Here is a 25,537-nt window from a genome sequence, read left to right as displayed (position 1 = left end):
CGCTACTCTCCTTTATTAAAATAGGATAGAAGTTCTTTTCTTGGACCAGGAATCTGTTTTTTTCTATTGATGTTTTCCAGATTGACGGGGAGATGGGGAAATAGCTTTTTTAGCTTGGCCAATCTTTGTTCTGCTTCAAACTGGTCAATAGAGTGATCATTAATCAAGTTGAAAAGTTGTTTGTTTACCTCATATTTGAAGGCTTGATTTTGGCTAAATTCCGATTCCACTAACCGTTTTGCCATTTCATTCTTTTCACCCAGCTTCCCTGCAGCGATAAAATCACCTTCTTGAAGGGCTTCTTTAATTGAGGCCGAAATTCGGCGCGCTTCCTCCAAGTCGAGAGCCTCTTGATAGGCAGATAGTTCTGCGTTCCGGTCTAAATCGGCGATTGCCTCATCATGGCGCTGGTCCAGAATACCTTGCCGGATCAAAACACGAATATTTCGAACCACAATTCCAGCCTCTCTTAACACCTTGACTAATGGCGAGGTTTGAAAAAATTCTTCAATATGCCGGGCAAATGTCAGATCCTCTTCAATAGGATAAAATCTTGCTTCCGACTCCACCCAGAAGGGCAGATTATTGTTTATAAGGTGGCTAAATTCTCCAGCATTTTGTTGAACTAACCGTTCGGGGTGTTCAACAGCAATATCGATAAATAAATTGATAGAAAACCTTCTTCCTCTTGTTGCCGAAGGGACTTCCTCTTTGTAGGTTATGGTGTACTGCTGCATATTGACTGTATAAACCTTTTTATATTTGCCAATCCGCAATTCACTACGTGACAAACGCTCTCCATTTTTAACTGCATAGTATTCGTTGTGATTATTGACATAAACAAAGGCATAAGTCATAGTCGACGCCGGCGGTTTTTCCAAAAAACTAAATTTCACTTCTTTAACATCTTCAATAAATTGCATTAGGTTATTACCTCCAGGTTAACTATTTTCATTGGGAGATTACTTACCCTTGTCTACATTCTATGCAGTGAATCGGAAGAAAAGCCCCTATATCTTTGTAGAAGTTCCAAGCGGATTGAACTTGACGCTGAAAAAATTCTTCCACCTTCATAAAATTGTTTTAAAAACAAATTTATCTGCGAAAAAATGCACTTTATCTGCGAAACTCAATAATTTATCTGCGAAAAGTTCCGTCTTATCTGCGAAAACACATCATTTATCTGCGAAACCTGTAAATAGAGACCAAAAGAAACTAACAGGTCCGCCAACTGAACAGCTAGATTTGTAGAGTTAACTTTACTGAATAGTCCTGCAATAATATACTATATGGAAATTAACCTTAAGATTATATTTATAGGAGAATACCTTGAAAGGAGTTTTCCTCATGAATATGACATCTTTTTTAATTTATTGTATGATAGTTACTTTTACACCAGGACCTACTAATATCGTCATATTATCCACAGTGCATAATTTTGGGACAAAAAAGGCGATGGAATATACGTATGGAGCAACGATAGCTTTTGGTATATTACTAGTTATTTCTGCTATGTTGAATACTTTGCTTATAACCGTCATACCTAAAATTTTAATTGTTATGCAGATAATCGGAAGTATTTATATGTTCTATCTTGCTTATCAAATTTACAAAGCGGATACTTCAAAACCAACGGTAAATCAATCTGGTTCCTTTAAAACAGGCTTCCTTATGCAGTTTTTAAATCCAAAGGTTGTCCTATTTACAATGACTGTTATTCCTAGCTTTATTATGCCTTACTATACCGAGATGCCTGCGGTGACTATAAGTGTTTTCGCCATAACTCTTATTGGATTTTTGGCATTTATTACTTGGGTTCTTTTCGGTACAATTTTTAAGAAGTTTTTACAGAATCATAGTAAGATTGTTAATGTAATGATGGCATTATTTTTAGCGTATTCTGGAATCATGATATGGTTGTAGGGAAGTTGCAAAAGAGGTGAATTTCATGGATAAATTTATCTATAAAAAATCTGCAGGAATGACGGCAATATCAGCGAGTATTACTGATTTTACGTATAAAAAACACTCTCACCAGGAGTATGCCATTGGGGTAACCTTACGTGGAATTCAACAATATAACCTGGATGGCAGTTTACAATTATCCTATCAAAATGGTGTTATGCTGTTTAATCCAGAACAGGCACATGACGGAATGGCACATGATCATGAGGACGGACTTGATTATGTAATGCTATATATTGAACCGCAATTGCTATTAGAGGTTATGGAGAAAAAGGATATCGTACGTTTCTCGACCCCTATTGTGTATGATGATAGATTACAACAAAGAATTTTAAGTCTTTCTAATGCCATATTAAGCGAAAAAGACGAAGCTTTTTGCAGTGAATTACTTTTATCCCTCACAGATAGTCTTACTCATACCAATCTTTCTACAAGCTATAAGAAAGATAACGCTCTCATTAAAAAAGCAAAGGATATGCTTCAGGCCAACTTAGAAAATGTACTTAAACTTGAAGAGATATGTAAAGAGCTTAATCTATCAAAGTTTCAGTTTATTAGATTATTCAAGGCCCATACTGGAATTTCACCATACCAATACTTTCTTAACTGCAAAATAGAACGTGCAAAGCAGTTAATCCAAAAATATGGAGATATTTATTCAGTAGTAGCTGAATGTGGTTTTGTTGATTTATCTCATTTAAATAAACACTTTAAAAGCGTATATGGAACAACAGCATTTGAATATATGTCACATTTAAATTGAGAAGTAATTTAGGGGAATAGTTTAGATTGGAAACCTCAAGATTTTCTCACACATAACTAAATGTAACAACCATATTGTGTAAAACCTTCAGGAGGAGATTCATATGCCATTAAAAGTAGGAGATATTTTTACGTTTGAACGGACTTTTACAGTAAGGGATGTTGAATTATTCACGGAGGTTTCAGGTGATGAAGGCGTTCACCATATAACCCCGGATGAACAGGGACGACTTGTCGTTCAAGGGTTATTAACGGCAACCTTGCCAACAAAAGTAGGCGGCGATCATAACGTGTTGGCTCGTACTATGAATTTTGAGTTTTTAAGACCTGTATTTACGGGAGATACAATAACTTGTGAAGTGAAAATTGAAAAATACGAAAGGCAAGAAAATAATAGAACAGCTATTTTTGCCCCCTTTATATGTAAAAATCAGAATGAAAAAGAAGTATTAAAAGGGGATTTTTCAGGTGTAATCCTTTAATTATCGGATATGATGTATTGTGTCAGCCTTTTATGGGTTGGCTTTTTTTATTCAACAATGGGAGGTTAGTGGAGCAAGAACAATAAAAACCATCCTATATTGAATGGTTTTTATCTTTATCAAAGTTTGTTGATGTACCATCGTGTGTTAATATACGGTCTAATACTTTTTCAGTTAATGGCATAAAGAAACTAAGTATTATTCCCCCTAAACAAACAGTTAATAAAGTTCCAACGCCAATTGGTCCATTTAAGAGTATTGCCATTATCAAGAATACGAGGTAAATGAATGTTCTCGAAAAAAATATATTTGTTCTAGTTAATTCTTGTATGATTAAGGTTAATCGGTCAATTGGAATCGGAGCAAAATTTGTGTGTAAATAAATGGCTGTTCCTAGTCCTATAACAACTAAGCCGATTCCAAAACAAACAACTTTGCTGTACCATAGTTCAGGTGTTATCAAAGTGTGCAATAAAAAAAGCCACATATCAATACCAATACCCGTTATAGATGCTGTAATCAACCCCAAAAATTCTGGTCTTTGTCTTTTTAAAAATGAATTACAACCTATCAATATTAAAGCTAGTATGATTTCCCAACTTCCTACAGTAAGCCCCACATTTATGGATAGTCCTACCAAAAGAGCATCGAAAGGCGAAGTTCCAAGGTCTGATTGTATAGTGAAAGAAATACCAAGGGTTAATATTAATATTCCAAATACATAAACAACATATTTGAGTTTACTCGACCTTATTATCATTTTTTACAAGATAAATCTTTGAGCATTAGAATATGAGGGATACCATCTTCCATAAAGATATTAGATGAAGTATTAAAGCCTAGTTTTTTATAAAAACCTTCCGCCTGTGTTTGACCATGCAATTTCACCTGCAAGACCCCTCGTTCTTCCGCGATTTCTTCTAACGCTTTGATAATGATTTTTCCAAGACCAAATTTACGGTAAACTTCGAGGATGCAGATTCTTTCTAATTTACCTACTCCATCAATAAACCTTATCCTTCCCGTTCCGACTGGTTGTTCGTTGTAATGGACTAGTATGTGTTCGCAAACTCCATTCAGTGTATCAAATTGATCAAATTCATCTTCTAATGGTACGCCTTGTTCTTCCACAAATACTTCTTTCCTTATAACAAATGCTGCCCTTAAATCTTCATCAATCGTTATTCTTTTTACATCCATTTTTTTCAGTCCTTTTAGAATAATTTTTTGTTGCAAATGCAATAATATTAGTTTAAATTTAATTTATATCACTTTTATTGTAAATGCAACAAAAAAATGTGGGTTAAGGAGTTAATCATGAAAGAAATTTTACGCGAAATTGGAATGATAGCTAGGGCTTTAGATTCTATAAGCAATATTGAATTTAAAGAATTTGAGCTTACTAAAGGGCAGTATTTGTACCTTGTACGGATATGTGAAAACCCTGGTATCATTCAGGAAAAGTTAGCTGAAATGATTAAAGTAGATCGAACAACAGCAGCTCGTGCTATAAAAAAACTTGAAATGAATGGGTTTATTGAAAAGAAAGATGATGAACATAACCAAAAAATAAAAAAACTCTTTCCAACAGAGAAAGGGAAAAAGGTCTATCCTTTCATAAGAAGAGAAAATGATTATTCCAATACCGTTGCATTAGAGGGATTTTCCGAAACAGAAGTTGAAACCATTTTTAATCTCCTTCAAAGAGTTAGAAAAAATATTGAGATAGACTGGGAATTGGTGAAAAAGGGAAACAAGAGAAATTATTGATGATATAAAAGGAGCGATATTAAATATGACTATAAATATTAAAAAGTGCACCATTGAAGATTCTCGCATACTTCAAGATATTAGCTATGAAACATTTAATGAGACATTTAAAGATCAGAATTCACCCGAAAATATGAATGCCTATTTGGAAAGGGCATTTAACTTAAAACAATTAGAAAAAGAATTGGTCAATGTGTCTTCGCATTTCTTTTTTGTTTATGTTAACAATGAAGTCGCTGGATATTTAAAGGTCAATACCAATGAAGCTCAGTCTGAAGAAATGGGTGATGAATCACTTGAAATCGAGAGGATTTATATAAAGAACAACTTTCAAAAACATGGGCTTGGTAAGTATCTGCTAAATAAAGCTGTGGAAATTGCGCTGGAACTTAATAAAAAGAAAATCTGGTTAGGCGTATGGGAAAAAAATGAAAATGCCATTGCTTTTTATAAGAAAATGGGTTTTGTTCAAACTGGAGCCCACACTTTTTATATGGGTGATGAGGAACAAATAGATTTTATTATGACCAAAACAATCATTTAAAAGGTGGAATCATATTGTATATACCTAAACATTTTAAAATCGATGATGAAAATATAATTTATGACTTTATCGAAAAGTACGGCTTTGCAACTTTATTTTCGCAGCATAACGGAGAACCATACGCTACACATCTTCCATTGATGTTAAATAAATCTGACAATGCTTTATATGGTCATTTTGCTCGTCCTAACGAACAATGGAAGGATGCTGAAAACCAACAAGTTCTTGTGGTTTTCCAAGGTCCACACTGTTATATTTCACCTTCTTGGTACGAAACAAAGATGGCTGTACCTACATGGAATTATGTGTCTATCCATGTATATGGAAAGATGGAGATAATCGAAGATGAAAAAGTGATATTCGATTCTTTAAATGACTTAGTAAATAAATATGAAAGTCCAGATAGTCCATACAATTTAAATGATGTAGAACCGAGTTTTATCGCAGGAATGAGTAAAGGAATTGTAGCATTCAGAATAGAAATCACAAAAATTGAAGCAAAAGCTAAATTAAGCCAAAATCACCCTGTGGAACGACAAGAGTTAATTATTAAGCAACTAGAAAACACTTCCCACCAAGGTAATATACAGGTAGCATCTCTAATGAAGAAAAATCTAGAAATATGACTCCAAAGGTATGGATTTATCAACGTTTTGAATGTGTGGAATAAATTGGTTGGAAGAACCGTTTAACAGATAGACTGTATAGGGTACTATCATACCAGATTGCGGAGCCTCTTTTGTTATGTTGGGAAACCCAATAATGCAAAGGAGACTTTTTTCATGCTAGAACAAAGCAAAAGGAAGGGAAGAAAAACGGGATCAACACGGATATTCGTTAAAGGAGAGAATAAGGTCACATATGCAGGCAAATTGTAAACAGTCTTGTTTAAAACGTTTATGCCCGCGAAAGTTTCATGTATAATGAACCATATTCAGATTATGCATATGATATTTCTTTGATAGAAATCCTATAGATAAGCCGGATAATACAAAAAAACGAGGTTAATACATGAGTGAAACAAGATTTGAGGGTTTTAATTTAAGTGATGAAATAAGAAGATCTTTAGAAGTATTAAAGTACGAGGCTCCGACAGAGGTTCAGAGTAAAGTCATTCCATTAGCATTGGCAGATCAAGATCTCGTCGTAAAATCTCAAACAGGCAGCGGCAAGACTGCGTCCTTTGGAATTCCTATTTGCGAAATGATGGAATGGGAAGAAAAATTGCCACAGGCCTTAATCCTTACACCAACCAGAGAGCTGGCTGTTCAAGTTCGCGATGACATTACGAATATTGGAAGGTTTAAACGGATCAAAGCAATAGCCGTTTACGGAAAAGAACCTTTTACGAAACAAAAAGAAGAATTGAAACAAAAAACCCATGTAGTTGTTGGTACCCCAGGACGTGTTATGGATCATATTGAAAGAGAAACGCTGGTTTTAGATAAAATAAAGTATCTAATAATAGATGAAGCTGATGAAATGCTTAATATGGGTTTTATCGAATCAGTAGAAGCAATTATAAATGAACTCCCTCTAGACAGAGTAACAATGGTATTTTCAGCAACATTACCTAAAGATGTTGAAACTCTCTGCCATAGGTATATGGAAAATCCTATTAATGTCGAGATTGAGGCTGGCGGGATTACGACGGATACTATAGAACATCGTCTAATTGAAGTGAAGGAAGATGAAAAAATTTCACTCCTGAAAAGTGTTACTGTCGTTGAAAATCCGGACAGCTGCCTTATTTTTTGCCGAACAAAAGAACAAGTTGATAATGTCTATACCGAATTGGAAGAATCCAGTTATTCTTGTGAAAGACTCCATGGCGGATTAGAACAACAAGATCGATTTGCTGTAATGGATGGTTTCAAAATGGGGAATTTCCGTTATTTAGTTGCCACCGACGTTGCAGCACGAGGAATTGATATTGATAATGTAACACTTGTTATCAATTATGATGTTCCAATGGAAAAAGAGAGTTATGTCCACCGGACAGGCCGTACCGGTCGCGCAGGTAATATAGGAAAAGCGATTACGTTTGCGACACCTTATGAAGGAAAATTCGTTAAGGCTATTGAACGGTATATTGGCTTTGAAATTCCAATAATGGATGCACCAAAGCCACATGAAGTTGCCGGTAAGAAGGATGCTTTCGAAGAAAAAATCAGCGGCCGACGAGTCGTAAGAAATAATAAGACCGCAAGAATTAACCAAGATATTATGAAATTATATTTTAGCGGTGGCAAAAAGAAAAAACTTCGGGCGGTAGATTTTGTTGGAACGATTGCGAAAATTCCCGGAGTAACTGTCGATGATATTGGGATTATTACGATCCAGGATCAAATGTCCTATGTTGATATTCTAAATGGAAAAGGCTCTCTCGTTTTACAAGCTATGGAGAATACAACCATAAAAGGAAAGAAGCTAAAAGTTAGTAAGGCCCTAAAATAATTAAACCGAGAAAGGACGATTATGCCCCACATGATCGTCCTTTAAATTATTTTGGAATGTGCAGATGATAAACACCCATCATCTTCTAATCACATAAAATGCAAAAAGCTTACATTCTGGAGGGAAATCAGTGAGTTACTTTTTGCCGGATCAAAGTCAGCAACCTCTTTTAATACATGTGTCGTCTGGTCCTGAAAATGTTGCAAACAGCTTTTCGAACTTTGAGACAACGGTTAACCCTAACTACTTTTCAGCTTTTGTGACAGCGGTATACTTTCAACGGTATGGAATTCCAGTTACATTGTTTTTTAATGGAAAGGGGGTCAATGGATTAATTAAGGGAAGGATGTCAACCATGATTGGCAGTCCTGATACGGAAAAAACCATCACAGAACAATTAGGGATGACCATTCCTGAATTTCTTCATGAAGATCATCCCCAAAATATGTATGAATGGGCACAGACATTTGTGCGCCATGGTGGGCAAGTAATTTATTGCGGAACAACCAATACATGGGCTGGAAATGCAAAATCCTGGTCCGACACCTCTAAAATGGAAACGTTCGCCTCCCCGTTAAATATCCAACAGGTAGCGGCAATTTTAATGAATAAGGATATGAAGTATATTACTCTATAAAGAAGAAGTATCCATGTCAGTTGCTGATGTAATTATTGCTTTAAGTCACACAAACATATTTAAATAGACGGATAATTGATCGAACGCACTAGTGAAATTAGCACTAGTGCGTTATTACGTTATTGCCGCTTCCCATTCATTTTTAGATTATATATTTATGCATTTCATATTTTAGAAAACGGATATAGTGCTTTTCAATTTCAGAAGGTTTTTTTTTCTTATGATGAATTAATCCAAGAGTCGCATTTATGGGTTCGTAATTAATGATATCTACCTCAACAATATTACCTTCTAAAACAAAAGTATTGTTTTTCATAACGATATCAGGTGCAAAGCTGATTGCTAAACCATTTGAGATTGATCTTGCTAATTCTTCCGTGTTGTTTGATGAAAATAATATATTCATTTTTCCAAAAGTAAGTTGAAAATGATGAATGAACCATCTTATATAATCACCGTTATATAGCACTACCTCTTGCTGAAGTATTTCTTCTGGGGTTATGCTCTTCTTAATGGCAAAAGGGGAGTCACTGCCAACATATACTTTCATTTTTCCTTCAAGGATTACCTCGAAATGTAAATCCTCAATATTTTTTAATATGTCTTCATAGATGCAGATTAAGCCAATATCTGCTTTATCCTCCCGTACAAATTCAACTGTACGTTCCGTAATTTGTTCTAAAAATTCAATGTTTGAATGAGGATACAGATTTTTAATTTCATTTAAAGGTTTTAATAAAAAGTTAATAAAAGCCGGCACGGTTGAGATGCGCAGCATACCAGAATGAAGTAGTGAACTTTTTCGAGCCTCGACTATTAATTCCTCGTATTTTAACAAAACCTCATTTGCCTTTTTTACAATGTTAGTTCCGTCAGCTGTTAATATGGCCCCGAGACGGGAGCGGTCGAATATTTTGATTCCGAGCTCCTCTTCTATTTTTGTAATAATCTGGCTGATGCCAGATTGACTCATATGAAGATTTTGCGCTGCATTTGAAATGGATTTTGTTCTGGCTACCTCAACAAGTGCCTCAAGTTTTTGTATGTGCATAGGATGACCACCTTTTATTCCATAAGTAAGAGATTATCTAAATGATGAAATTTCCTTTATTTTTTATATTAAAAAATATGAACCTACTATTATAAACCTTAAATTTACTTAGTAATTTGGTAGTTATACAATTAATTCGAACAATTCGTAATTTTCATTTATTAACAGAAAGGGTGATATTTAGTAGATTTAATGTTTTTGTTTATGTTCTCTTAATTTTCTTTATTTTGCAAGCGTTTTCTTAAGCTGTTAAAAGAGGGAGTGTTTATTGATGAATGATAGAAAGAAAAAATTCCTGCCTGTTATGTTAACAGGGGTACTTGCATCATCCCTTTTTACTTCAAATTTAATACCTCAGCATAAATCTTATGCGATCTCAAATTCTGCTGAATCGATTTTAAATGGACTATCGGAGGAACAAAGACAGTCAATAAAGCGATTAACTCCACAGGAAGGCTTTATCATTGACCCGAGTTTACTGTCTTTAAAAGACAAGACAGCCAATGTCATTGTAGAGCTTAAAACATCCCCTGTTGAGAGTACTCAACAAACAAAATCAAAGGTCGAATCAAAAAACAAAAAAGAGAAGATTAGAGAAGAACAAGAATACTTTAAAAATCGCTTGGCTAAAATTTTCGAAAAGAAGAATTCTAACCAGGAAACAAAAAATGAATCCTTACAATTCAAAATAAAAAATACATATGAAAATGTATTTAATGGGATGTCTTTGACGATTCCAACCAATCAAATTAACACGCTTCTTCAAACAGGTGTCGTGAAACGCATTTGGAAAGATAATGTGATCCGTCTGCCAAAGAGTGAGTCCATAAATGAAGAAAATTCAACCTCGAAAATAATACCTCCTGCACTACCGCATCTAGGAGTAGATAAATTACACGATGAAAAAATAAATGGACAAGGTATAAAAGTAGGAGTACTTGATACAGGGATTGACTATCATCATCCCGATTTAAAAGATGTTTACAAAGGCGGCTATGATTTGGTCGATAATGATGCCGATCCAATGGAATCCACTCCAGCAGATCGAGTAGCTTCAGGAGAACCTGAATTTATCGATGGGATTTCATTTGTAACAGAGCATGGCACCCATGTTGCCGGGACCATTGCGTCAAACCCCAAAAATAATGTTGAATATGCCATGACAGGTGTGGCTCCAAATGTTGACTTGTTTGCCTATCGAGTATTGGGGCATTATGGATCCGGGATGGATTCATGGGTTATCGCAGGGATTGAGAAGGCAGTAGAAGATGGGATGGACGTTATTAATTTATCATTAGGAAATGGGATAAATAATTCTCTCGATGCAACATCAGTTGCCATCAATAATGCGGCATTAAGAGGTGTCGTTCCAGTAATAGCCGGAGGAAATGCTGGACCAAATCCCGGTACGCTGGGATCACCAGGTGCCTCACCACTTGCGATAACTGTTGGGGCAAGTGATGTGCCGACGGATATTCCGACTGTTAAAACAAGTTTAGGAGATATTTCCGTTCAAAACACTTTAATGGGCTATGGATTTGGTAAGGATTATTTGAAAGTAATGGACAAAGAGTTTGAAGTGGTTGAAGTAGGAATTGGAGCGGAAGAGGATTATAAAGACAAATCAGTTGATGGGAAAGTGGCATTAATTTCACGCGGTACTTTATCTTTTGATGAAAAAATTCGACGTGCACACGAAAAAGGTGCTGTAGCCGTGTTGATATACAATAATGAGGATGGGGAAATTCCGTTTTTCTTGGGTGAAAATTATGGATATGTCCCAACCTTTAAAATGTTACAAAGTGATGGAGCAAAACTTTCAGATAAAATAAAAGCGGATCCTACTACTAAACTTAAAATATCAGATTTACATTCAAATATGACAACGGGTGATGTGTTAGCCGATTTTAGCTCACGTGGACCAGTAAATAATAACTTTGATATAAAGCCAGATGTTGTAGCACCTGGGGTGTCTACATTTTCTACCGTTCCAGAATATATTAATAATCCAAAAGAGGGTATCGACTATTCTAGCGCCTATGCAAGTTTAAGTGGAACATCAATGGCGACACCACATGTAGCTGGAATCGCAGCCTTATTATTACAATCACATCCAAACTATACAGTGGCAGATGTAAAAGCAGCGTTAATGAATACGGCCGATCCTTTAAAAGGGCGTACCTACAATGTGAATGAAGTTGGGGCAGGGCGTGTAGATGCTTATGAGGCAGTCCACAATACATCTCTAGTAGAAGTTCAAAATAAAACCATTACTTTGGATGAAGAAGGGATTAAAAAAGAGATTGATGACATTTCTGGGTCGCTGCCATTTGGCAGTATCGCACAATCAAGTGACGTTCAAAATCGGACAACTTCGATCCAAATTAAAAATGAAAGCAGTGAAAAAGAAACCTATCATACTAGAGTAGAATTTTTAACCATCGACGGTGTATCAAGGGACGCAAGTAAGAGCGGTGTGACGATTCAATTACCGTCGTCAATTGAAGTGGGTGGGAATGAAAGTAAGTCTATTAATGCAGAATTATCCAATCCGGCTAATGCTGAATTTGGTATCTATGAGGGTTATATCTATATTGAAAATGAATCAAAAACCTCAGAATATCAAATTCCATTCCATGTTCGCTATTCGAAACCTGGTTTTGAAAAACTACAATTTTATAAACATGCCATAACGAATGATCTTAGTAACTTTCATCCATATATCGAGCCGTTTACACCAGTTAGTTTCAAGTTAAATAGCCAAATGAAAGCAATTGATGTCGTTGTTAGTGACTTAAATGGGCAACCAATTGGTTATTATGGCACGTTTAATTTAGAGCAAGCTGCTGTTGATACTGAATACATGATATTCTTCGGATTTTCTGGTGAGGTAAAATATTTCACCGGTGATCCCAATAAACCTTTATCACTTGAATATGAACCACTTAAAGAAGGGAAGTACATTGTTTCTTATATCGGTACAGGGGTAGATGGAAAAACATATAAAATTGATAATGACATGGTGATCGATAATACGGCCCCAACTGTAGTATTTGATAAGAAATATGGACTTCATGAAATTTCGAATGATGATTTAACAACCGAGAATTATGATGGACAAGATTACACAGCGTACTGGGTCCACGGAAATATTCATGATGATACCATTGACTATTTGAAGAGTAGAGGTCATGATCTTACACAAGAAATGAATACAGTGTATGCTTATCAAGACTCTTATTGGCCGACAGCACAATTTATCCCTACTGCAAATGGCGACTTTAAATTCGGTGTTTTACCAGAAGAATATGCGAACTATCCAACGAATATCGCAATTTACACGTATGACTATGCGACTGCAGGAAACCCGACTTTCCCAGACTTTACGATGATCAATAAAGGTACCAAATATGCAACGTTAAAACCGGTAACAAAGGGAGTAAGTCTTGGATCAGAATTTGTAAATACTTTTACCGTTCATAACGGAAAAGATTTAACAAGTGCGAATGTAACCATCGATATTCCGAATTTCTATAAAGTCGTAGACGTTAAACCATCACAACAATTAGACGATTTGGCAAAGAAAAATAATTGGGATATTCGAGTTGCAAAGCCAGTAATAACAAAAGACATATGGTCGAATATTTCAACGTTCGCAGTAGATATTTCTGACAAAAAAACGAAATTACCAGTTTCAATTGATGGTGATATTAATTTGTTAGATATAAATTTAAAAGTGATTGATGATCATAATTACATCGTAGACAGTGGATTCAGATATCAAGAATCAGCTTATCAAACAAGTTCTGGTAGTAAGGTTACGCTACCAACCTTTGCAGATCGATTTAAATTCACCTCTCAGCACTCCATGTTAGAGGGCTACTATCATGGTGAAGCTGTAAACTTTGAAAATTATGATCTAGACTATTCGAAGATTGGTGTAAAAGCGTATCTTGTTGATAAAAAAGGTAAAAAATATAGTGCATCTATTTCAGAAAATGGTTATATGACGATTACGGATATTCCTGCAGTTACGGATGAATATACATTGGTGGTCAATATTCCAGGGCATTACCAATACAACAAAAAGCTACAATTAAGTAGAACCATTGATGGAAAAGTACAAGGAATTTACTATAGCCTATATACGGATACAGCAGCAGCAGGCGATGTAAACGGGGATAATGTCATTGACATTTATGATGCAAAGTTGGTGGCAAATAATGCAGGAAATACAGGAGATAGATTAAAGGAAGACTTAAATAAAAACGGGGTTGTAGACATTTTAGACTTTAACTATGTTGAAAAGAATTTTATGACATCAAATCCCTATTTCTCAACCTCCAATAAGCCAGTTGAAAAAGTGGGTGAACTGACTCTGGAAGAATTAAAAAATCGTTTTAATTATTAATGGAGTTCAGACTATCGGCAAATTCGAAAAAATTCGGGATTGCCGATAGTCTTTTTTAAATTAATTATTTATCCAAATTAGTTCTTTTTGATTGCAACATAAGGAAAAACAGGGTCTTTCAGTTCAAACTCGTATGTAATGCCACTTACATATCCTAATATTTTTTCACTGTCATAGAGCTTAAGCATAAATGCAGCCATTTCTTTTGCAGTATGATACTTTGGCAATACACCTTTTAAACTAAATTCTTCAAGACCAAAGGCATGCTTTGCAAATTCTGTTTCAGTTGAAGCAGGAGCTAAGACTTTTGCTTTCATCTTTGCACCAAGTCCTTTTAATTCCTGTGCAAGCCCTTCTGTAAATGCACTTACATAAAACTTTGTTGCACAATACGTAACGGAATCTTCAATAATCCGATATCCCCCTGCTGATGAAACATTAATTAGTTGTGACCCTTCAACATTTAAATAATCACGGACATATAGAGTGGAAAGAATCGTTAGTGCTTCAATATTTAGATGGAGCATGGTCTCTATCTTATTTAAATTTTGATTTCCAACTGTAGCGAAATTACCAAAGCCTGCATTATTAATCCACGTTTCAATTTGATAATCTCGAAGACCTTCGTATAGATCGTAAACATTTTTAGTAACAGATAAATCAGTTGCGATAATGACTACATCTAAGTTTGAGGTTATTTTTACAATCTCTGATTTTAATTTTTCCAGTTCTACATTTCTACGAGCTACTAAGACTAAGTTTTTTCCCCGAGAGGCAAAAGCTAGAGCGGTTTCATATCCAATCCCTGAACTAGCACCAGTAATAACGGTATATTTCAAGTGAATTCCTCCTTAAATTTACGAAAAAAATTATTCTTTTTATTTTATCCATTTATTCAAATGCTTTTCATTGCCAACATTTACTTATATTTTGTCAGAAAATTCGAATGTAAGTCCATCTCTTTTAATAAAGTAATTGTAAACGGGCGTAAAAAGGCCATTTACCCGGAAACATTCGGAGAGTGTCTTTTTGCGGTTAAGAAAAGGACCATATGCTTTTTTTTAAAAGGAGGGGTTTGATGCTACATATTGTAGCCTGCATCAAGCAAGTACCTGACACCAAAATTATCAAGATGAATCCAAAAACAAACACGATGGACCGTAGGACAGCGCCTGCGATATTGAATCCATATGATGCTCATGCTGTGGAAGAAGCGGTTCGTCTAAAGGAAAAATATGGGGGAATCGTATCCGTTGTTACAATGGGGCCGCCTCCCGCGGTTAACGCGATTAAAACATGCATTGAAATAGGTGCCGATGAGGGTTATTTGATAACGGACCGCCGGTTTGCGGGTGCAGATACATTGGCAACAAGCTATGCTGTGACAAAGGCAATAGAAAAAATTTCTAAAACGATGCCAGTAGATTTGATTATTTGCGGAAAAATGTCCATCGATGGAGATACCGGGCAAGTCGGACCTGGAATAGCAAGGAGGCTCGATATTCCACCGCTGACTTCGGTGAACAAAGTAGAGGAAATCAATCATGAAGAAGGGTATGCCATTGTCCATCGCAAGTTAGAGGAAGGTTATGAAGTCGTAAAGTCCACTTTGCCGTGTTTGTTTTCTGTTGAAAAAACAATTAATGAAGTACCGTACTCTCCGCTTCCAAACATGATCAAAGCTGCCAGATATAAGCCCCATATCTGGTCTGTTGATGACCTAGAAGGGGTAGATATTAAACAACTTGGTTTGAAGGGCTCCCCAACGATTGTCTCTAAAGTATGGGCACCACAAAAACCGGCAGGGGGAACATTCTTTGAAGGCAACCCAGCGTCACAAGTAGAGCAATTGCTTTCTATCCTGCTTGAAAAGAAAGAACTGTTTGAAGCAAAGGGGGATATGTAAGTGGATTTTCAAGATTACAAAGGTGTTTGGGTATTCATTGAACAGAAGGATGGAGTGGTAGCTTCTGTATCTCTAGAACTACTAGGTGCCGGTAGAAAGTTGGCAGACAAACGGGGAGTGGAATTGGCGGGTATTCTAATCGGAGAAAATGTTAAACATTTAACAAAAACCGTTTTTGAATATGGAGCAGATACCGTATATGTTTATGATCAACCCATCTTTAAACACTACCGCACCGAATCTTTCATGAGGGCGCTGCTGGAATGTACGGATAAATATAAACCAGAAATTATCCTCTTCGGGGCCACCTCGACGGGAAAAGACTTGGCAAGCGCAGTAGCCACCGATATGCCCACAGGGTTGACGGCGGATACGACGGAGCTAGATGTAGAAGAAGAAACTGGGTTACTATTGGCGAGCAGGCCGGCTTTTGGCGGAAATATTATGGCGACCATTTTATGTAAAAAATACAGGCCGCAAATGGCAACAGTGCGCGCTAAAGTCATGAAGGCGCTGACCCCGGAGTCAGGGAGAAAAGGCAAGGTGGTTGAGGAAACGATATCCCTAAAGGAAGAAGATATCCGCACAAAAGTTTTGGAAATCGTAAAGGCGACTGTTAAAAAAGTACGAATTGACGAAGCGGACATTATTGTTGCCGGCGGAAAAGGTTTGGGGAGCTTTGATGGATTTCAGTTAATCCACCAATTGGCGGAAGCACTAGGTGGAGCGGTTGGTGCCAGCAGGGATGTGGTGGAAGCAGGTTGGATTGAGCACCCTCATCAAGTTGGGCAAACCGGTGTGACGGTAACGCCAAAAATCTATTTTGCGATTGGCATTTCAGGTGCTATCCAACATATTGTCGGAATGAAAAACTCTGGTTTAATCATTGCCATCAATAAGGACAAAGAAGCCCCTATTTTTCAAAACTGTCATTATGGAATTGTAGGCGATGCATTTGAAATTGTTCCTGTATTAATCGAACAGTTTAAAAAGGCTTTATCCAGGGAAAAGGTAAGCAATACCAGCCAAGGTTGATAAAATAGTGCCAGGGCGAAACTTCAATACAGAAACAACCAACTTTAAAAGTAAACTGTGTAAGGTTGTAACTTCATTTACCGGATTAAACAGACAAATTAAAACCGTTCAACCCCTTTTCTAATTTTTTATTAGGGAAGGGGTTTTTTAGTGTGCCTTTAAAATTGAATTGTTAACTTCATTTTAATAAAGCTTCCCCCATAAAAAAATGACATTCCCTGCTTTTTTATGTTGATTATCTATTCTCCTTATTTAATTTAAAAAGCAAATACAGCTGTTTAGCCAAAAACTGCGGTGTATACGGCATATCCTTACGTAACCAAGCCGAAATCGTGCCAATTAGAGCCGACGATCCGTGCCAAATTGCAATATCCCTTTGAATGCCATTAGCAGTGAGTATGGCGTTATTCTCAATTTTCTCGGTTATGGTTTCAGTAAGTATAGATAACAAACGCTCTGTAAAGATTGGCGTTCGTCTGGACCCAAGAACGACTTTATAGAATTTTGCATTTTCGGAAATGTACTCAAGCAGGGCAACAAGCTTTAACCACCCAATTTCTTCAGAGGAATTTTGGTTAGTTGTCGTACTCCTCATGATACTCTCAATATCCTCGGCCATTTCCTGTGCCATTTTCTCCAGCATGTCTTGAATATCATTGTAATGAAGATAAAACGTAACACGGTTAATGGTAGCGCGTTCTGCGATGCGATTAACCGTTATTTTATTAATGTCCATCTCCTGCATCAAATCTATTAAGGCATCCTTGATTAATTGGCGCGTACGAATGATCCGAGGATCTACTCGTGGATTTTTATTGTCCATCTCTATTAATGCACCCTTCTATTGGTAAATTTACAATTATTTTATTTCCGTCTATTATCTTCGATATTTACGACAAAACCTGAAAAGAATGATAACTAATATACACTTTCTCAGAAATTGACGGTTGTCAGAACTAACTTTCCACTTATAATGTAATTTATACAATGTTAATTATTAAACACATTGTAAAAAAAGTCTATATTCACCTTAGAAAGGATAGAAGAAAATTGAACAATAATCATAAAATTGTCACAAACTCGATAAAAAAAGGGCCTATTATGTTCATTATGATTTTAGGTGCTTTCATTGCAACCTTAAACCAAACCGTAATGAGCGTCGCTACTCCTGAGCTCATGGTTGAGTTTAAAATTTCAGCTTCAACAGCCCAGTGGTTAACTACAGGTTACATGCTGGTAAACGGTGTCTTGATTCCCATTACCGCCTACTTAATGCAGCGGTTTAGCACACGACAGCTCTTCCAGGCTTCCATGTTTATCTTTCTAGCGGGGACTGTCGTTTCAAGCTTAGCAACGGGATTTCCTTTATTATTGACCGGACGCATGATTCAGGCGGCCGGTGCAGGAATCATTATGCCGCTGCTTACGAATGTTATTCTGACAATCTTTCCTCCTGACAAAAGAGGCGGAGCCATGGGGATGGTCGGGCTTGCGATTATTTTCGCCCCAGCGATTGGGCCTACACTTGCCGGCTACATTCTTGAAAACTATAAATGGGAAACAATGTTTTACGGAATGATCCCAATTGCGATCCTTGTTATTGTATTAGGATTCATTTATCTCCGAAATGTATCAGAGCCAATTAAGAAAAGACTTGATATTTTAAGTGTCGCACTCTCTACTATTGGTTTCGGTGCATTGCTCTATGGTTTCAGCCGGGCTGGTAGCCTTGGATGGTCAGACAAGGAGGTACTAAGTACGATTGCTACAGGTATCCTGGCGCTCGCACTTTTTTCATGGAAGGCACTGAAGTCGAAAAATCCACTGCTTGACTTGCGTGCATTCAAGTACAATATGTTCTCATTAACAACCATTATCAATATCGCAGTTACCATGGTGATGTATGCAGATATGATGCTGCTTCCGCTTTATCTTCAGAATATCCGTGGTTACTCGCCTATCGAGTCCGGTCTTCTCCTTCTGCCGGGCGCGCTAATAATGGGATTACTTATGCCGGTTACTGGCAAACTGTTCGATCGCTTTGGCGCAAAATGGCTAACTGTCATCGGAATGATTATTACCATAATTACAACGCTTGGCTTTACAAACTTGACGGACTCGACAAGTTATATCTATTTGGTTCTCATGTCTACTGGACGCCGTATTGGGATGGCCTTGATGATGATGCCTTTACAGACTGCCGGTTTGAATCAACTGCCACAGAGTTTAAATGCACACGGTACGGCGATAAGCAATACCGTTCGGCAAGTGGCAGGTGCCGTTGGGACTTCGCTTCTTGTTACCGTAATGTCGGACCGTACGAAATCACATTTGCAGGATATGATTCCTACTGCAGCTGCTAAAGGCTTGAACCAAGGGCAGCTTATTAAAGAAGCCACTATACAGGGGATTAATGACGCCTATCTCGTCATAATTGGAATCGGCATCATCGGTTTACTTCTTTCCTTCTTTATCAAGAAGGGTAAACAAGCTTCCGCGGTAGAGCCTAAGGCCGCTTTAGGAAAGGTACAACAAAAAAGCTTGGAAACGACCTAACCATAACCAACATCCAAACTCTGGTCGCTTGGCTACCGAAATCCAGATGGAGTGGCGATTTGGGTAGCCAACAGGACCGATAGACGACCGAAATCCAGTAGGAGTATCCGTTTGGGTAGCCAATAGGGTCGATAGGCGACCGAAATCTAGATGGAGAAACGGGTGGGGTAGCCAACAAGGCCGAGTAATATTTGGCGGATTTACTTTTCACAAAAAGTTATTACGGGGGATGCAGGTTGGACCGCTTATTAATTTTATACATTCCTTAATAAATGTGTTTAAACCGTCGAGATCAATCTTGACGGTTTCTTGATTTTTTAACAAGTATTGAGATTAGGAGCATACAGACTTTCTAAGATATGTACAACTTCCTCCGTAGGAATTTTCATATCCTCATTTATCCATTTTCTTATTATTTCAATCGTTCCACCTGTTATATAAGTGAAAAAATAATCTAATTGAATCTCATTTGCATTTGGAAACTGTTTTCTTCTTTCTTCAATTGTTCGATCATAAGCAGAATTCAAAATAGTACTTAGTACATGAGAGCTATTTTTTTCATTAAAAATAATCTTACAAAGCTCTTTATTTTCAGAAATCAAATTAAAAATTTCACTAAGCATATTTTGCAGGGATTCGTCCCCTGAAATATTAATGGTATTCATCATTTTCTCTATCATTTCTTCCTCGATACTTCTCATTAAATCAAACGGATCATTGTAATAAGAGTAAAAAGTTCCTCGATTAATATCTGCTTTTTTGCAAATATCTGTAACCGTAATTTTATTTAAGTCTTTTACTTGGAGCAGCATTAAAAAAGCATCAATAATGACTTTTTTGCTATACAATGTTCGTCTGTTCCCTTTTACGCCAACCACATTATGCTCCTCCTTTTTGAAAAACCAAATCTCTTCTATCTGGCTTTTATTGAACAAATTATAAAAAAATGTCTATTTAATAACACATGTTTTTAAATTGCATATTGTTACCTGCAATTAGATTTAATATACTTTTTTTGTGCCATTAAATCAACAGAGTGTTTAAATAATAACTAGTGGTGTTGTGCGGGCAAATAAATAATTTAAACAAAATCGCTGGGAGGATACAAGGTGAGAAAGATTATAAAGGGCCGTTGGGCTATTTTTTCTATATGGCTAATCGCAACTATTGTGCTTACAGTCATTCAGCCAGATATCAATGCAATATTAAGACAAAAAGGGCAGCAAGGAGCAAATAGTAAAAGCCCTTCAGTTATCGCAGATAAAATTTTAAAGAAGATTGATAAAGCTAAAGGGACCAACGATCTTATCGTTTTTTACAATAAAGATAAAATTTCAGATGGTGAAATGGACAAAATTGGTGACGCTGTGAAGGCCATTAGCGATAGTAGCAAAGTGCTAGGGATTACAGATATGATCGATCCTTTTAGCATGCCGGATGCCAAAAGCTCTTTAGTTTCCAAAGATGGCACAACTCTTATGGTCAGTTTTAAGCTTGATAAGAAATCAAGAGAAGTAGATGACATCAAAAAAGAACTGGATAGCAAACTCAGTAAAGTTCCTGTGGAATACTACTTAAGCGGTGAAGACTTTATCAATAATGATTATCTGAAAGCATCTCAGGGTGGTGTGGAGAAAAGTGCTGCATTGACAGTTATTTTTATTTTAGTGGTACTTGTCATTGCGTTTAGATCGGTAGTTACTCCTTTTGTATCTTTAGTGGCTGTAGCCTTTTCCTATCTTTGTTCCATGGGAATTGCAGCTCAATTAATTGATAAAGCCGGATTTCCGATTACAAGTCTTACGCAAATGCTCTTAATCCTTATTCTCTTTGGGATAGGTACTGATTACAATATTCTTCTTTTTAATCGGTTTAGGGAGGAATTATCCCATGGCCACTCTATAGATGAATCCATTGTGAACACCTATAAAACGGCGGGTAAAACGATTGCTTATAGTATATTAACTGTTTTTATTGCATTTCTTGCTCTTGTTTTCGCTGAATCACCAATTTATAAATCCGGAGTTGTGGTGGTAATCGGTGTAACGATCCTTTTACTGGAAATTTTGACCTTAACACCTTTTATCATGAAAGTTTTAGGCCAAAAACTTTTCTGGCCTTCTAAAAATGTATTGGGTCATAAGGAAAACAAATTCTGGGGGAAAACATCTTCCTTTGCAACAAAACATCCTCTTTTACCAGTAGTCTTAATCTTTTTGATCATAGGGCCGATGGTTTATTTACATGAGGATAAGCTTAACTTTGATACGATTGGAGAACTTGGAAATAAATATCCTTCCTCTAAAGGCTTTAATATAATTGCCGATCATTTTGGTAAAGGCCAGGCTATGCCTGCTAATGTGGCGATTGAATATAATAAATCCCTTGATAATAATGAATCTCTTGCCGTAATTGATAACTTAACTGAAAGACTCAAAAGTATTAAAGGCGTTGATCAGGTTTCATCGGTAACACAACCACAGGGCGAGCAAATTGAGGATTTCTATGTTGACAGTCAAATGGGGTCCGTAACGGATGGTATTTCAAAAACTCAAAATGGTGTGGATCAAATAAATGATGGATTAAAGCTGGCTCAAGAAAAGCTTGGATCAGCAGATTTTTCAAAGGTTAGTCAAATGGTCGATGGTACGGCAAAGCTTCAAGATGGTATGGCTGCTTTAACCAGTGGATTAAAGCAAATCCAAACTGGTATCAATGATGGGTCAAGTAATTCACAAACGATTAGCAATGGTATAGCGACAATCGAAACGAACCTGTCAAAGATGAGTAGTGGTGTAGCAGTGCTAGCTGATAATTATGGAAAAATGCAGGCTGGTTACAAAGAAATGGGAACCCACTACCAAGATGCAGCAAATGCTCTTCTTGGCGTAAAAGGTGCACTTTCTCAAATGCAATCCATGGTGGCTGCTTTAGGAAATAGTTATGCAGATTCGGGGAATGATGCTAATTACCAAGCATTGAAGCAAACAATAGATCAATTATCATCCTCTATAAGTCAAATCACGCCTGAAGGAATAAAAGCATTAAATGAAAATTATAATGCCGTTACTTCTGGTTTTGGTACAGCCAATAAAAATCTTGTAACAATGAGCAGCGGTTTATCTCAAATGGCAACTGGTTTGAAAAAACTGGAAAGCGGCCTCGGGAAAGCATCTTCTGGAATAGGCACAATCGTAACAAATATGAATACTGTAACCAATGGGCTTGGACAAATGAAATCAGGTCAGCAACAGCTTGTGGATGGCTTGAATGGATTCAGTACTTTTGGGCAAAAGCTGTCCGATGTGAACGGCGGATTGGAGCAAATCTCTGATGGACTAGGCCAGACAAATGGTTTCTTAACGCAATTTAAATCAAATAAAACATTCTTTATTCCGAAGGAAGCTTTGACAAACAAGGACTTCAAAAAATCATTAGATGTGTTCATGTCAAATGATCGAAAAGTCACGAAGTTGATGATTATCTTGAAAGCTGATCCTTATTCGAAAGAAGCTTTAAGGACGATTGATAAAATCAATGCAACTGTTTCTGATGGACTTAAAGGCACAGGCCTTTCACAGGCAAAGTTTGGTGTCTCAGGATCAAGTGCCACTACGAATGATATGAATAATATTTTGAGCAGGGATCTGAATAAAACAACTGCGATCGTTATTATCGGAGTATTACTTGTGTTGTTCTTTGTTATCAGATCTTTCTGGATACCGATTTTCATAACGGGCTCTCTCTTAGGAGCATACTATTCAGCAATGTTCATGATCAATTATATTTTCATAGATTTGTTGGGGTATGAAGGTATATCATCCTTCGTTCCATTCTTCTCCTTCATTATTATTGTTGCCTTGGGAGTGGACTATAGTATATTCCTAATGATGCGGTTTAAGGAATATCCACAATTAGCTCCAAAAGAGGCTATCGTTTTGGCTTCCAGACAGACAGGTGGGGTAATCATTTCCGCAGTCATTATACTTGGCGGAACCTTTGCTACACTCATGCCTTCCGGAATACTACTGTTGTTTGAATTGGCAATAGCTGTCATAACAGGCCTTGTAGTGCTTTGCTTTATCCTGCTTCCTGTCTTTTTACCAGCGATGATTGCTCTTCCTGAAGCTCTTGGAAATTTATTTTCAAGAAAAAAGGGAATGACATAGGTTTTGAGGAAAAAGTAATATAAGTGGGAAAAATATAAATTTCCGGTTAAGGGTTTCGTTGAAGTGTCATTTAATGTAGGGGATTAAAAATTGTAAAGAGAGCAGGGGTTTTATGCCGATTATTCATGTGCAGATGTTGGAAGGTAGACCAAAAGAAAAAGTGGCTGAATTAATTCGCAATGTTACGAACACAGTTTCAGAAACATTGGATTCGCCTAAGGAGAATATTAGAGTCTTAGTAACCGAGATACCTAAAACTCATTGGGGAAAAGCGGGAGAGCCCGTTGAAAAATAAGTAGATAATTATAATAGTGACAGGAATGCCACAAACTAAAGCATCACAAAGCCGAAGGAAGGTATTGTTATGTTTTGGATTGTGTCTTTTTTTGTTGTTTTTTAGTTTTCCCAGCAATTATGGCCTAGTAGATTTTGATGTAAGATTATCTATTGAGAACTTGTTCGTTTAGTTGTTAATTTGTTATCATAGACGAGATTTAGACGAGGTTGAGAATCTGAAAGGTGAGTCCCATGGATGAACTGCTGAGTAAATGTTGGCTAATTAAAAATGCTTTTCATATAGATGTACATGCGGTTGATGATCAATTTCAAACGATTTTGCACATATCTGATGATAATGACCCCCTAATTATTGTTGAAGCCCGAAAGAAAATGTATGTGGAACTTCAACAAGCATTAGAAAAGGAAAATAAAAATAGTCTATGTTTCCATACAGATTCTTTTCAACTTTCGTATATGGCAGTGGCCATACGTGAGGAAGAACAGTTTCAAGGAATGGTTTTGGTTGGGCCTTTTTTAAATGAGAAGGTCACTGACCATTTAATCTGGAATGTAATCAAGGACAATCATCTTGAAAATAATTGGTTTAAACCGTTGGAGACGTTTTATAAATCATTAGACTATTTAGCACAATCCTACCTAGCAATCGGCAATTTGCTAGTCAATATATTCGTTAACCCTCTTATTGAATCTCAAATTATTACGTTAAAAAACCGTAGTGAGCATAAGCAATCGAATATCCAGCCTCAGGATCATGATCTTAGTGGTTCGGACGTTAAACTAAGGTACGAGACAGAAAAACGATTTTTACATTTTGTCGAAACAGGGGATAAAGAGCAAGCAATGAAGGGATTGCGCGTCTATTCAGGTGAATTTTTATATCGAGTTCCAGGGAATCCATTGCGTGCTAGAAAAAATATTAACTTTTCGTTGAATACAATGTTAAGGCTCGCTGCTGCTAAGGGTGGGGTCGAACCTCCCTATTTACATTCCATTTCGGAAAAATTTGCCATTAATATTGAGTCAGCGGTAACAATGTCCGAATTAGATGGGTTAGAATTCAGTATGATAGAAGAATATTGTGATGCAGTAAAGCATTTTGCTATTAAAGGTCATAGTTCAGTTGTAAAGGAAGCATTAATTTATATACATCTGCACTATCATGAGGCAATTAATTTGCAAACAGTAGCGGAAAAAATCGGCTATAATCGATCCTATTTAGCAAAAAAATTTAAAGATGAAATGAATATCAGTGTCATTGATTATATTCAAAAAAAGCGCGTCGAGGAGGCGGTTTTTCTCCTTGAACAGAACCAGCTATCCATCACAGAAATTAGCTATTTGGTTGGATTCAACAGCTACAATTATTTCTGCAAGGTGTTTAAGGAAATAAAAGGAATATCAGCCACCAAATATAAAAATAATAAGACAGCAGACGAATGAAAAGGTACGTCTGCTTTTTTATTTTATTAAAGCAGTCAATTTTGTATAAAAG

The 25,537-nt window shown here is 36.6% G+C and carries 23 protein-coding genes; 16 read left to right on the top strand and 7 right to left on the bottom strand.

The features are described from left to right. Positions 1-2: 2 nt before the first annotated feature. Positions 3-923 (bottom strand): hypothetical protein, encoded by a 921-nt coding sequence (locus ABES02_RS13400; RefSeq protein WP_430135452.1) that lies wholly within the window; start codon positions 921-923, stop codon positions 3-5. A gap of 49 nt (positions 924-972) precedes the next feature. Between ABES02_RS13400 and ABES02_RS13395 the strand changes: the two genes are divergently transcribed. From ABES02_RS13395 to ABES02_RS13380, 4 genes are all read left to right on the top strand, one after another. Continuing rightward, on the top strand, positions 973-1,251 hold the full coding sequence (locus ABES02_RS13395; protein ID WP_430135449.1) for a hypothetical protein: 279 nt from the start codon (positions 973-975) through the stop codon (positions 1,249-1,251). Positions 1,252-1,347: 96 nt separating this feature from the next. Further along, positions 1,348-1,923: a LysE family translocator gene (locus ABES02_RS13390; RefSeq protein ID WP_430135446.1), complete on the top strand. Its 576-nt coding sequence runs from the start codon at positions 1,348-1,350 to the stop codon at positions 1,921-1,923. Positions 1,924-1,948: 25 nt separating this feature from the next. Next, a complete protein-coding gene (locus ABES02_RS13385; RefSeq protein WP_430135443.1) occupies positions 1,949-2,728 on the top strand; it encodes an AraC family ligand binding domain-containing protein in 780 nt (259 codons plus the stop codon). Between the two features lie 103 nt (positions 2,729-2,831). After that, a complete protein-coding gene (locus ABES02_RS13380) occupies positions 2,832-3,209 on the top strand; it encodes a hotdog domain-containing protein (protein WP_430135440.1) in 378 nt (125 codons plus the stop codon). 94 nt (positions 3,210-3,303) lie between these two features. On the opposite strand, the gene ABES02_RS13375 is transcribed toward ABES02_RS13380, so the two are convergent. Both ABES02_RS13375 and ABES02_RS13370 read right to left on the bottom strand, forming a co-directional pair. Beyond that, complete coding sequence (locus ABES02_RS13375) at positions 3,304-3,969, bottom strand: YczE/YyaS/YitT family protein (protein WP_430135437.1); 666 nt, start codon at positions 3,967-3,969, stop codon at positions 3,304-3,306. Continuing rightward, positions 3,966-4,409, bottom strand: coding sequence for a GNAT family N-acetyltransferase (locus ABES02_RS13370; RefSeq protein WP_430135435.1), 444 nt, complete (start codon positions 4,407-4,409; stop codon positions 3,966-3,968). The genes ABES02_RS13375 and ABES02_RS13370 overlap by 4 nt, the downstream gene beginning before the upstream one ends. 117 nt (positions 4,410-4,526) lie before the next feature. On the opposite strand from ABES02_RS13370, the gene ABES02_RS13365 reads away from it, so the two are divergent. The 5 genes from ABES02_RS13365 to ABES02_RS13345 all read left to right on the top strand — a co-directional run bounded on the left by ABES02_RS13365 (position 4,527) and on the right by ABES02_RS13345 (position 8,617). Beyond that, positions 4,527-4,979, top strand: a complete 453-nt coding sequence (locus ABES02_RS13365; RefSeq protein WP_430135432.1) for a MarR family winged helix-turn-helix transcriptional regulator — start codon at positions 4,527-4,529, stop codon at positions 4,977-4,979. A 25-nt stretch (positions 4,980-5,004) separates the two neighbouring features. Beyond that, complete coding sequence (locus tag ABES02_RS13360) at positions 5,005-5,523, top strand: GNAT family N-acetyltransferase (RefSeq protein ID WP_430135429.1); 519 nt, start codon at positions 5,005-5,007, stop codon at positions 5,521-5,523. 14 nt (positions 5,524-5,537) lie between these two features. Continuing rightward, entirely contained in the window at positions 5,538-6,149 is a 612-nt protein-coding gene (locus tag ABES02_RS13355; RefSeq protein ID WP_430135427.1) for an FMN-binding negative transcriptional regulator, read from the top strand. Positions 6,150-6,534: 385 nt separating this feature from the next. Then, a complete protein-coding gene (locus ABES02_RS13350; RefSeq protein WP_430135424.1) occupies positions 6,535-7,980 on the top strand; it encodes a DEAD/DEAH box helicase in 1,446 nt (481 codons plus the stop codon). Positions 7,981-8,110: 130 nt separating this feature from the next. Next, positions 8,111-8,617 carry a hypothetical protein gene (locus ABES02_RS13345; RefSeq protein ID WP_430135421.1) on the top strand — a complete coding sequence of 169 codons (507 nt, stop codon included), beginning with the start codon at positions 8,111-8,113 and terminating at the stop codon, positions 8,615-8,617. Positions 8,618-8,759: 142 nt separating this feature from the next. Here ABES02_RS13345 and ABES02_RS13340 read toward each other — a convergent pair whose 3' ends face one another. After that, positions 8,760-9,668, bottom strand: a complete 909-nt coding sequence (locus tag ABES02_RS13340) for a LysR family transcriptional regulator (protein WP_430135419.1) — start codon at positions 9,666-9,668, stop codon at positions 8,760-8,762. Between the two features lie 271 nt (positions 9,669-9,939). On the opposite strand from ABES02_RS13340, the gene ABES02_RS13335 reads away from it, so the two are divergent. Beyond that, the gene (locus ABES02_RS13335; RefSeq protein WP_430135416.1) at positions 9,940-14,079 is read left to right on the top strand and encodes a S8 family serine peptidase; all 4,140 of its coding nucleotides are present in this window, start codon (positions 9,940-9,942) and stop codon (positions 14,077-14,079) included. 77 nt (positions 14,080-14,156) lie between these two features. Here ABES02_RS13335 and ABES02_RS13330 read toward each other — a convergent pair whose 3' ends face one another. Beyond that, positions 14,157-14,918 carry an SDR family NAD(P)-dependent oxidoreductase gene (locus ABES02_RS13330; protein WP_430135413.1) on the bottom strand — a complete coding sequence of 254 codons (762 nt, stop codon included), beginning with the start codon at positions 14,916-14,918 and terminating at the stop codon, positions 14,157-14,159. Between the two features lie 239 nt (positions 14,919-15,157). Here ABES02_RS13330 and ABES02_RS13325 point away from each other — a divergent pair, with 239 nt between their 5' ends. Then, on the top strand, positions 15,158-15,985 hold the full coding sequence (locus tag ABES02_RS13325) for an electron transfer flavoprotein subunit beta/FixA family protein (RefSeq protein WP_430135410.1): 828 nt from the start codon (positions 15,158-15,160) through the stop codon (positions 15,983-15,985). Then, positions 15,986-17,020 carry an electron transfer flavoprotein subunit alpha/FixB family protein gene (locus ABES02_RS13320; RefSeq protein ID WP_430135407.1) on the top strand — a complete coding sequence of 345 codons (1,035 nt, stop codon included), beginning with the start codon at positions 15,986-15,988 and terminating at the stop codon, positions 17,018-17,020. It abuts the gene before it with no gap. 235 nt (positions 17,021-17,255) lie between these two features. Here ABES02_RS13320 and ABES02_RS13315 read toward each other — a convergent pair whose 3' ends face one another. After that, positions 17,256-17,843 carry a TetR/AcrR family transcriptional regulator C-terminal domain-containing protein gene (locus ABES02_RS13315; protein ID WP_430135404.1) on the bottom strand — a complete coding sequence of 196 codons (588 nt, stop codon included), beginning with the start codon at positions 17,841-17,843 and terminating at the stop codon, positions 17,256-17,258. Between the two features lie 278 nt (positions 17,844-18,121). Between ABES02_RS13315 and ABES02_RS13310 the strand changes: the two genes are divergently transcribed. Next, positions 18,122-19,576: a DHA2 family efflux MFS transporter permease subunit gene (locus ABES02_RS13310; protein WP_430135714.1), complete on the top strand. Its 1,455-nt coding sequence runs from the start codon at positions 18,122-18,124 to the stop codon at positions 19,574-19,576. Between the two features lie 317 nt (positions 19,577-19,893). On the opposite strand, the gene ABES02_RS13305 is transcribed toward ABES02_RS13310, so the two are convergent. After that, positions 19,894-20,454 carry a TetR/AcrR family transcriptional regulator C-terminal domain-containing protein gene (locus ABES02_RS13305; RefSeq protein WP_430135401.1) on the bottom strand — a complete coding sequence of 187 codons (561 nt, stop codon included), beginning with the start codon at positions 20,452-20,454 and terminating at the stop codon, positions 19,894-19,896. A gap of 231 nt (positions 20,455-20,685) precedes the next feature. On the opposite strand from ABES02_RS13305, the gene ABES02_RS13300 reads away from it, so the two are divergent. The 3 genes from ABES02_RS13300 to ABES02_RS13290 all read left to right on the top strand — a co-directional run bounded on the left by ABES02_RS13300 (position 20,686) and on the right by ABES02_RS13290 (position 25,485). Next, entirely contained in the window at positions 20,686-23,745 is a 3,060-nt protein-coding gene (locus tag ABES02_RS13300) for an MMPL family transporter (protein WP_430135399.1), read from the top strand. 112 nt (positions 23,746-23,857) lie between these two features. Then, positions 23,858-24,040, top strand: coding sequence for a 4-oxalocrotonate tautomerase (locus tag ABES02_RS13295; RefSeq protein ID WP_430135397.1), 183 nt, complete (start codon positions 23,858-23,860; stop codon positions 24,038-24,040). A gap of 233 nt (positions 24,041-24,273) precedes the next feature. Further along, on the top strand, positions 24,274-25,485 hold the full coding sequence (locus ABES02_RS13290; RefSeq protein ID WP_430135394.1) for a helix-turn-helix transcriptional regulator: 1,212 nt from the start codon (positions 24,274-24,276) through the stop codon (positions 25,483-25,485). Positions 25,486-25,537 lie beyond the last annotated feature (52 nt).

Origin of the sequence: Neobacillus pocheonensis (assembly GCF_050477905.1) — a bacterium.
In the GTDB taxonomy this organism is placed as follows: Bacteria; Bacillota; Bacilli; order Bacillales; family Cytobacillaceae; genus Neobacillus; species Neobacillus pocheonensis_A.
Note: the sequence above shows the minus strand (reverse complement) of the source record. Positions and strands in the feature narration are given on the sequence as shown.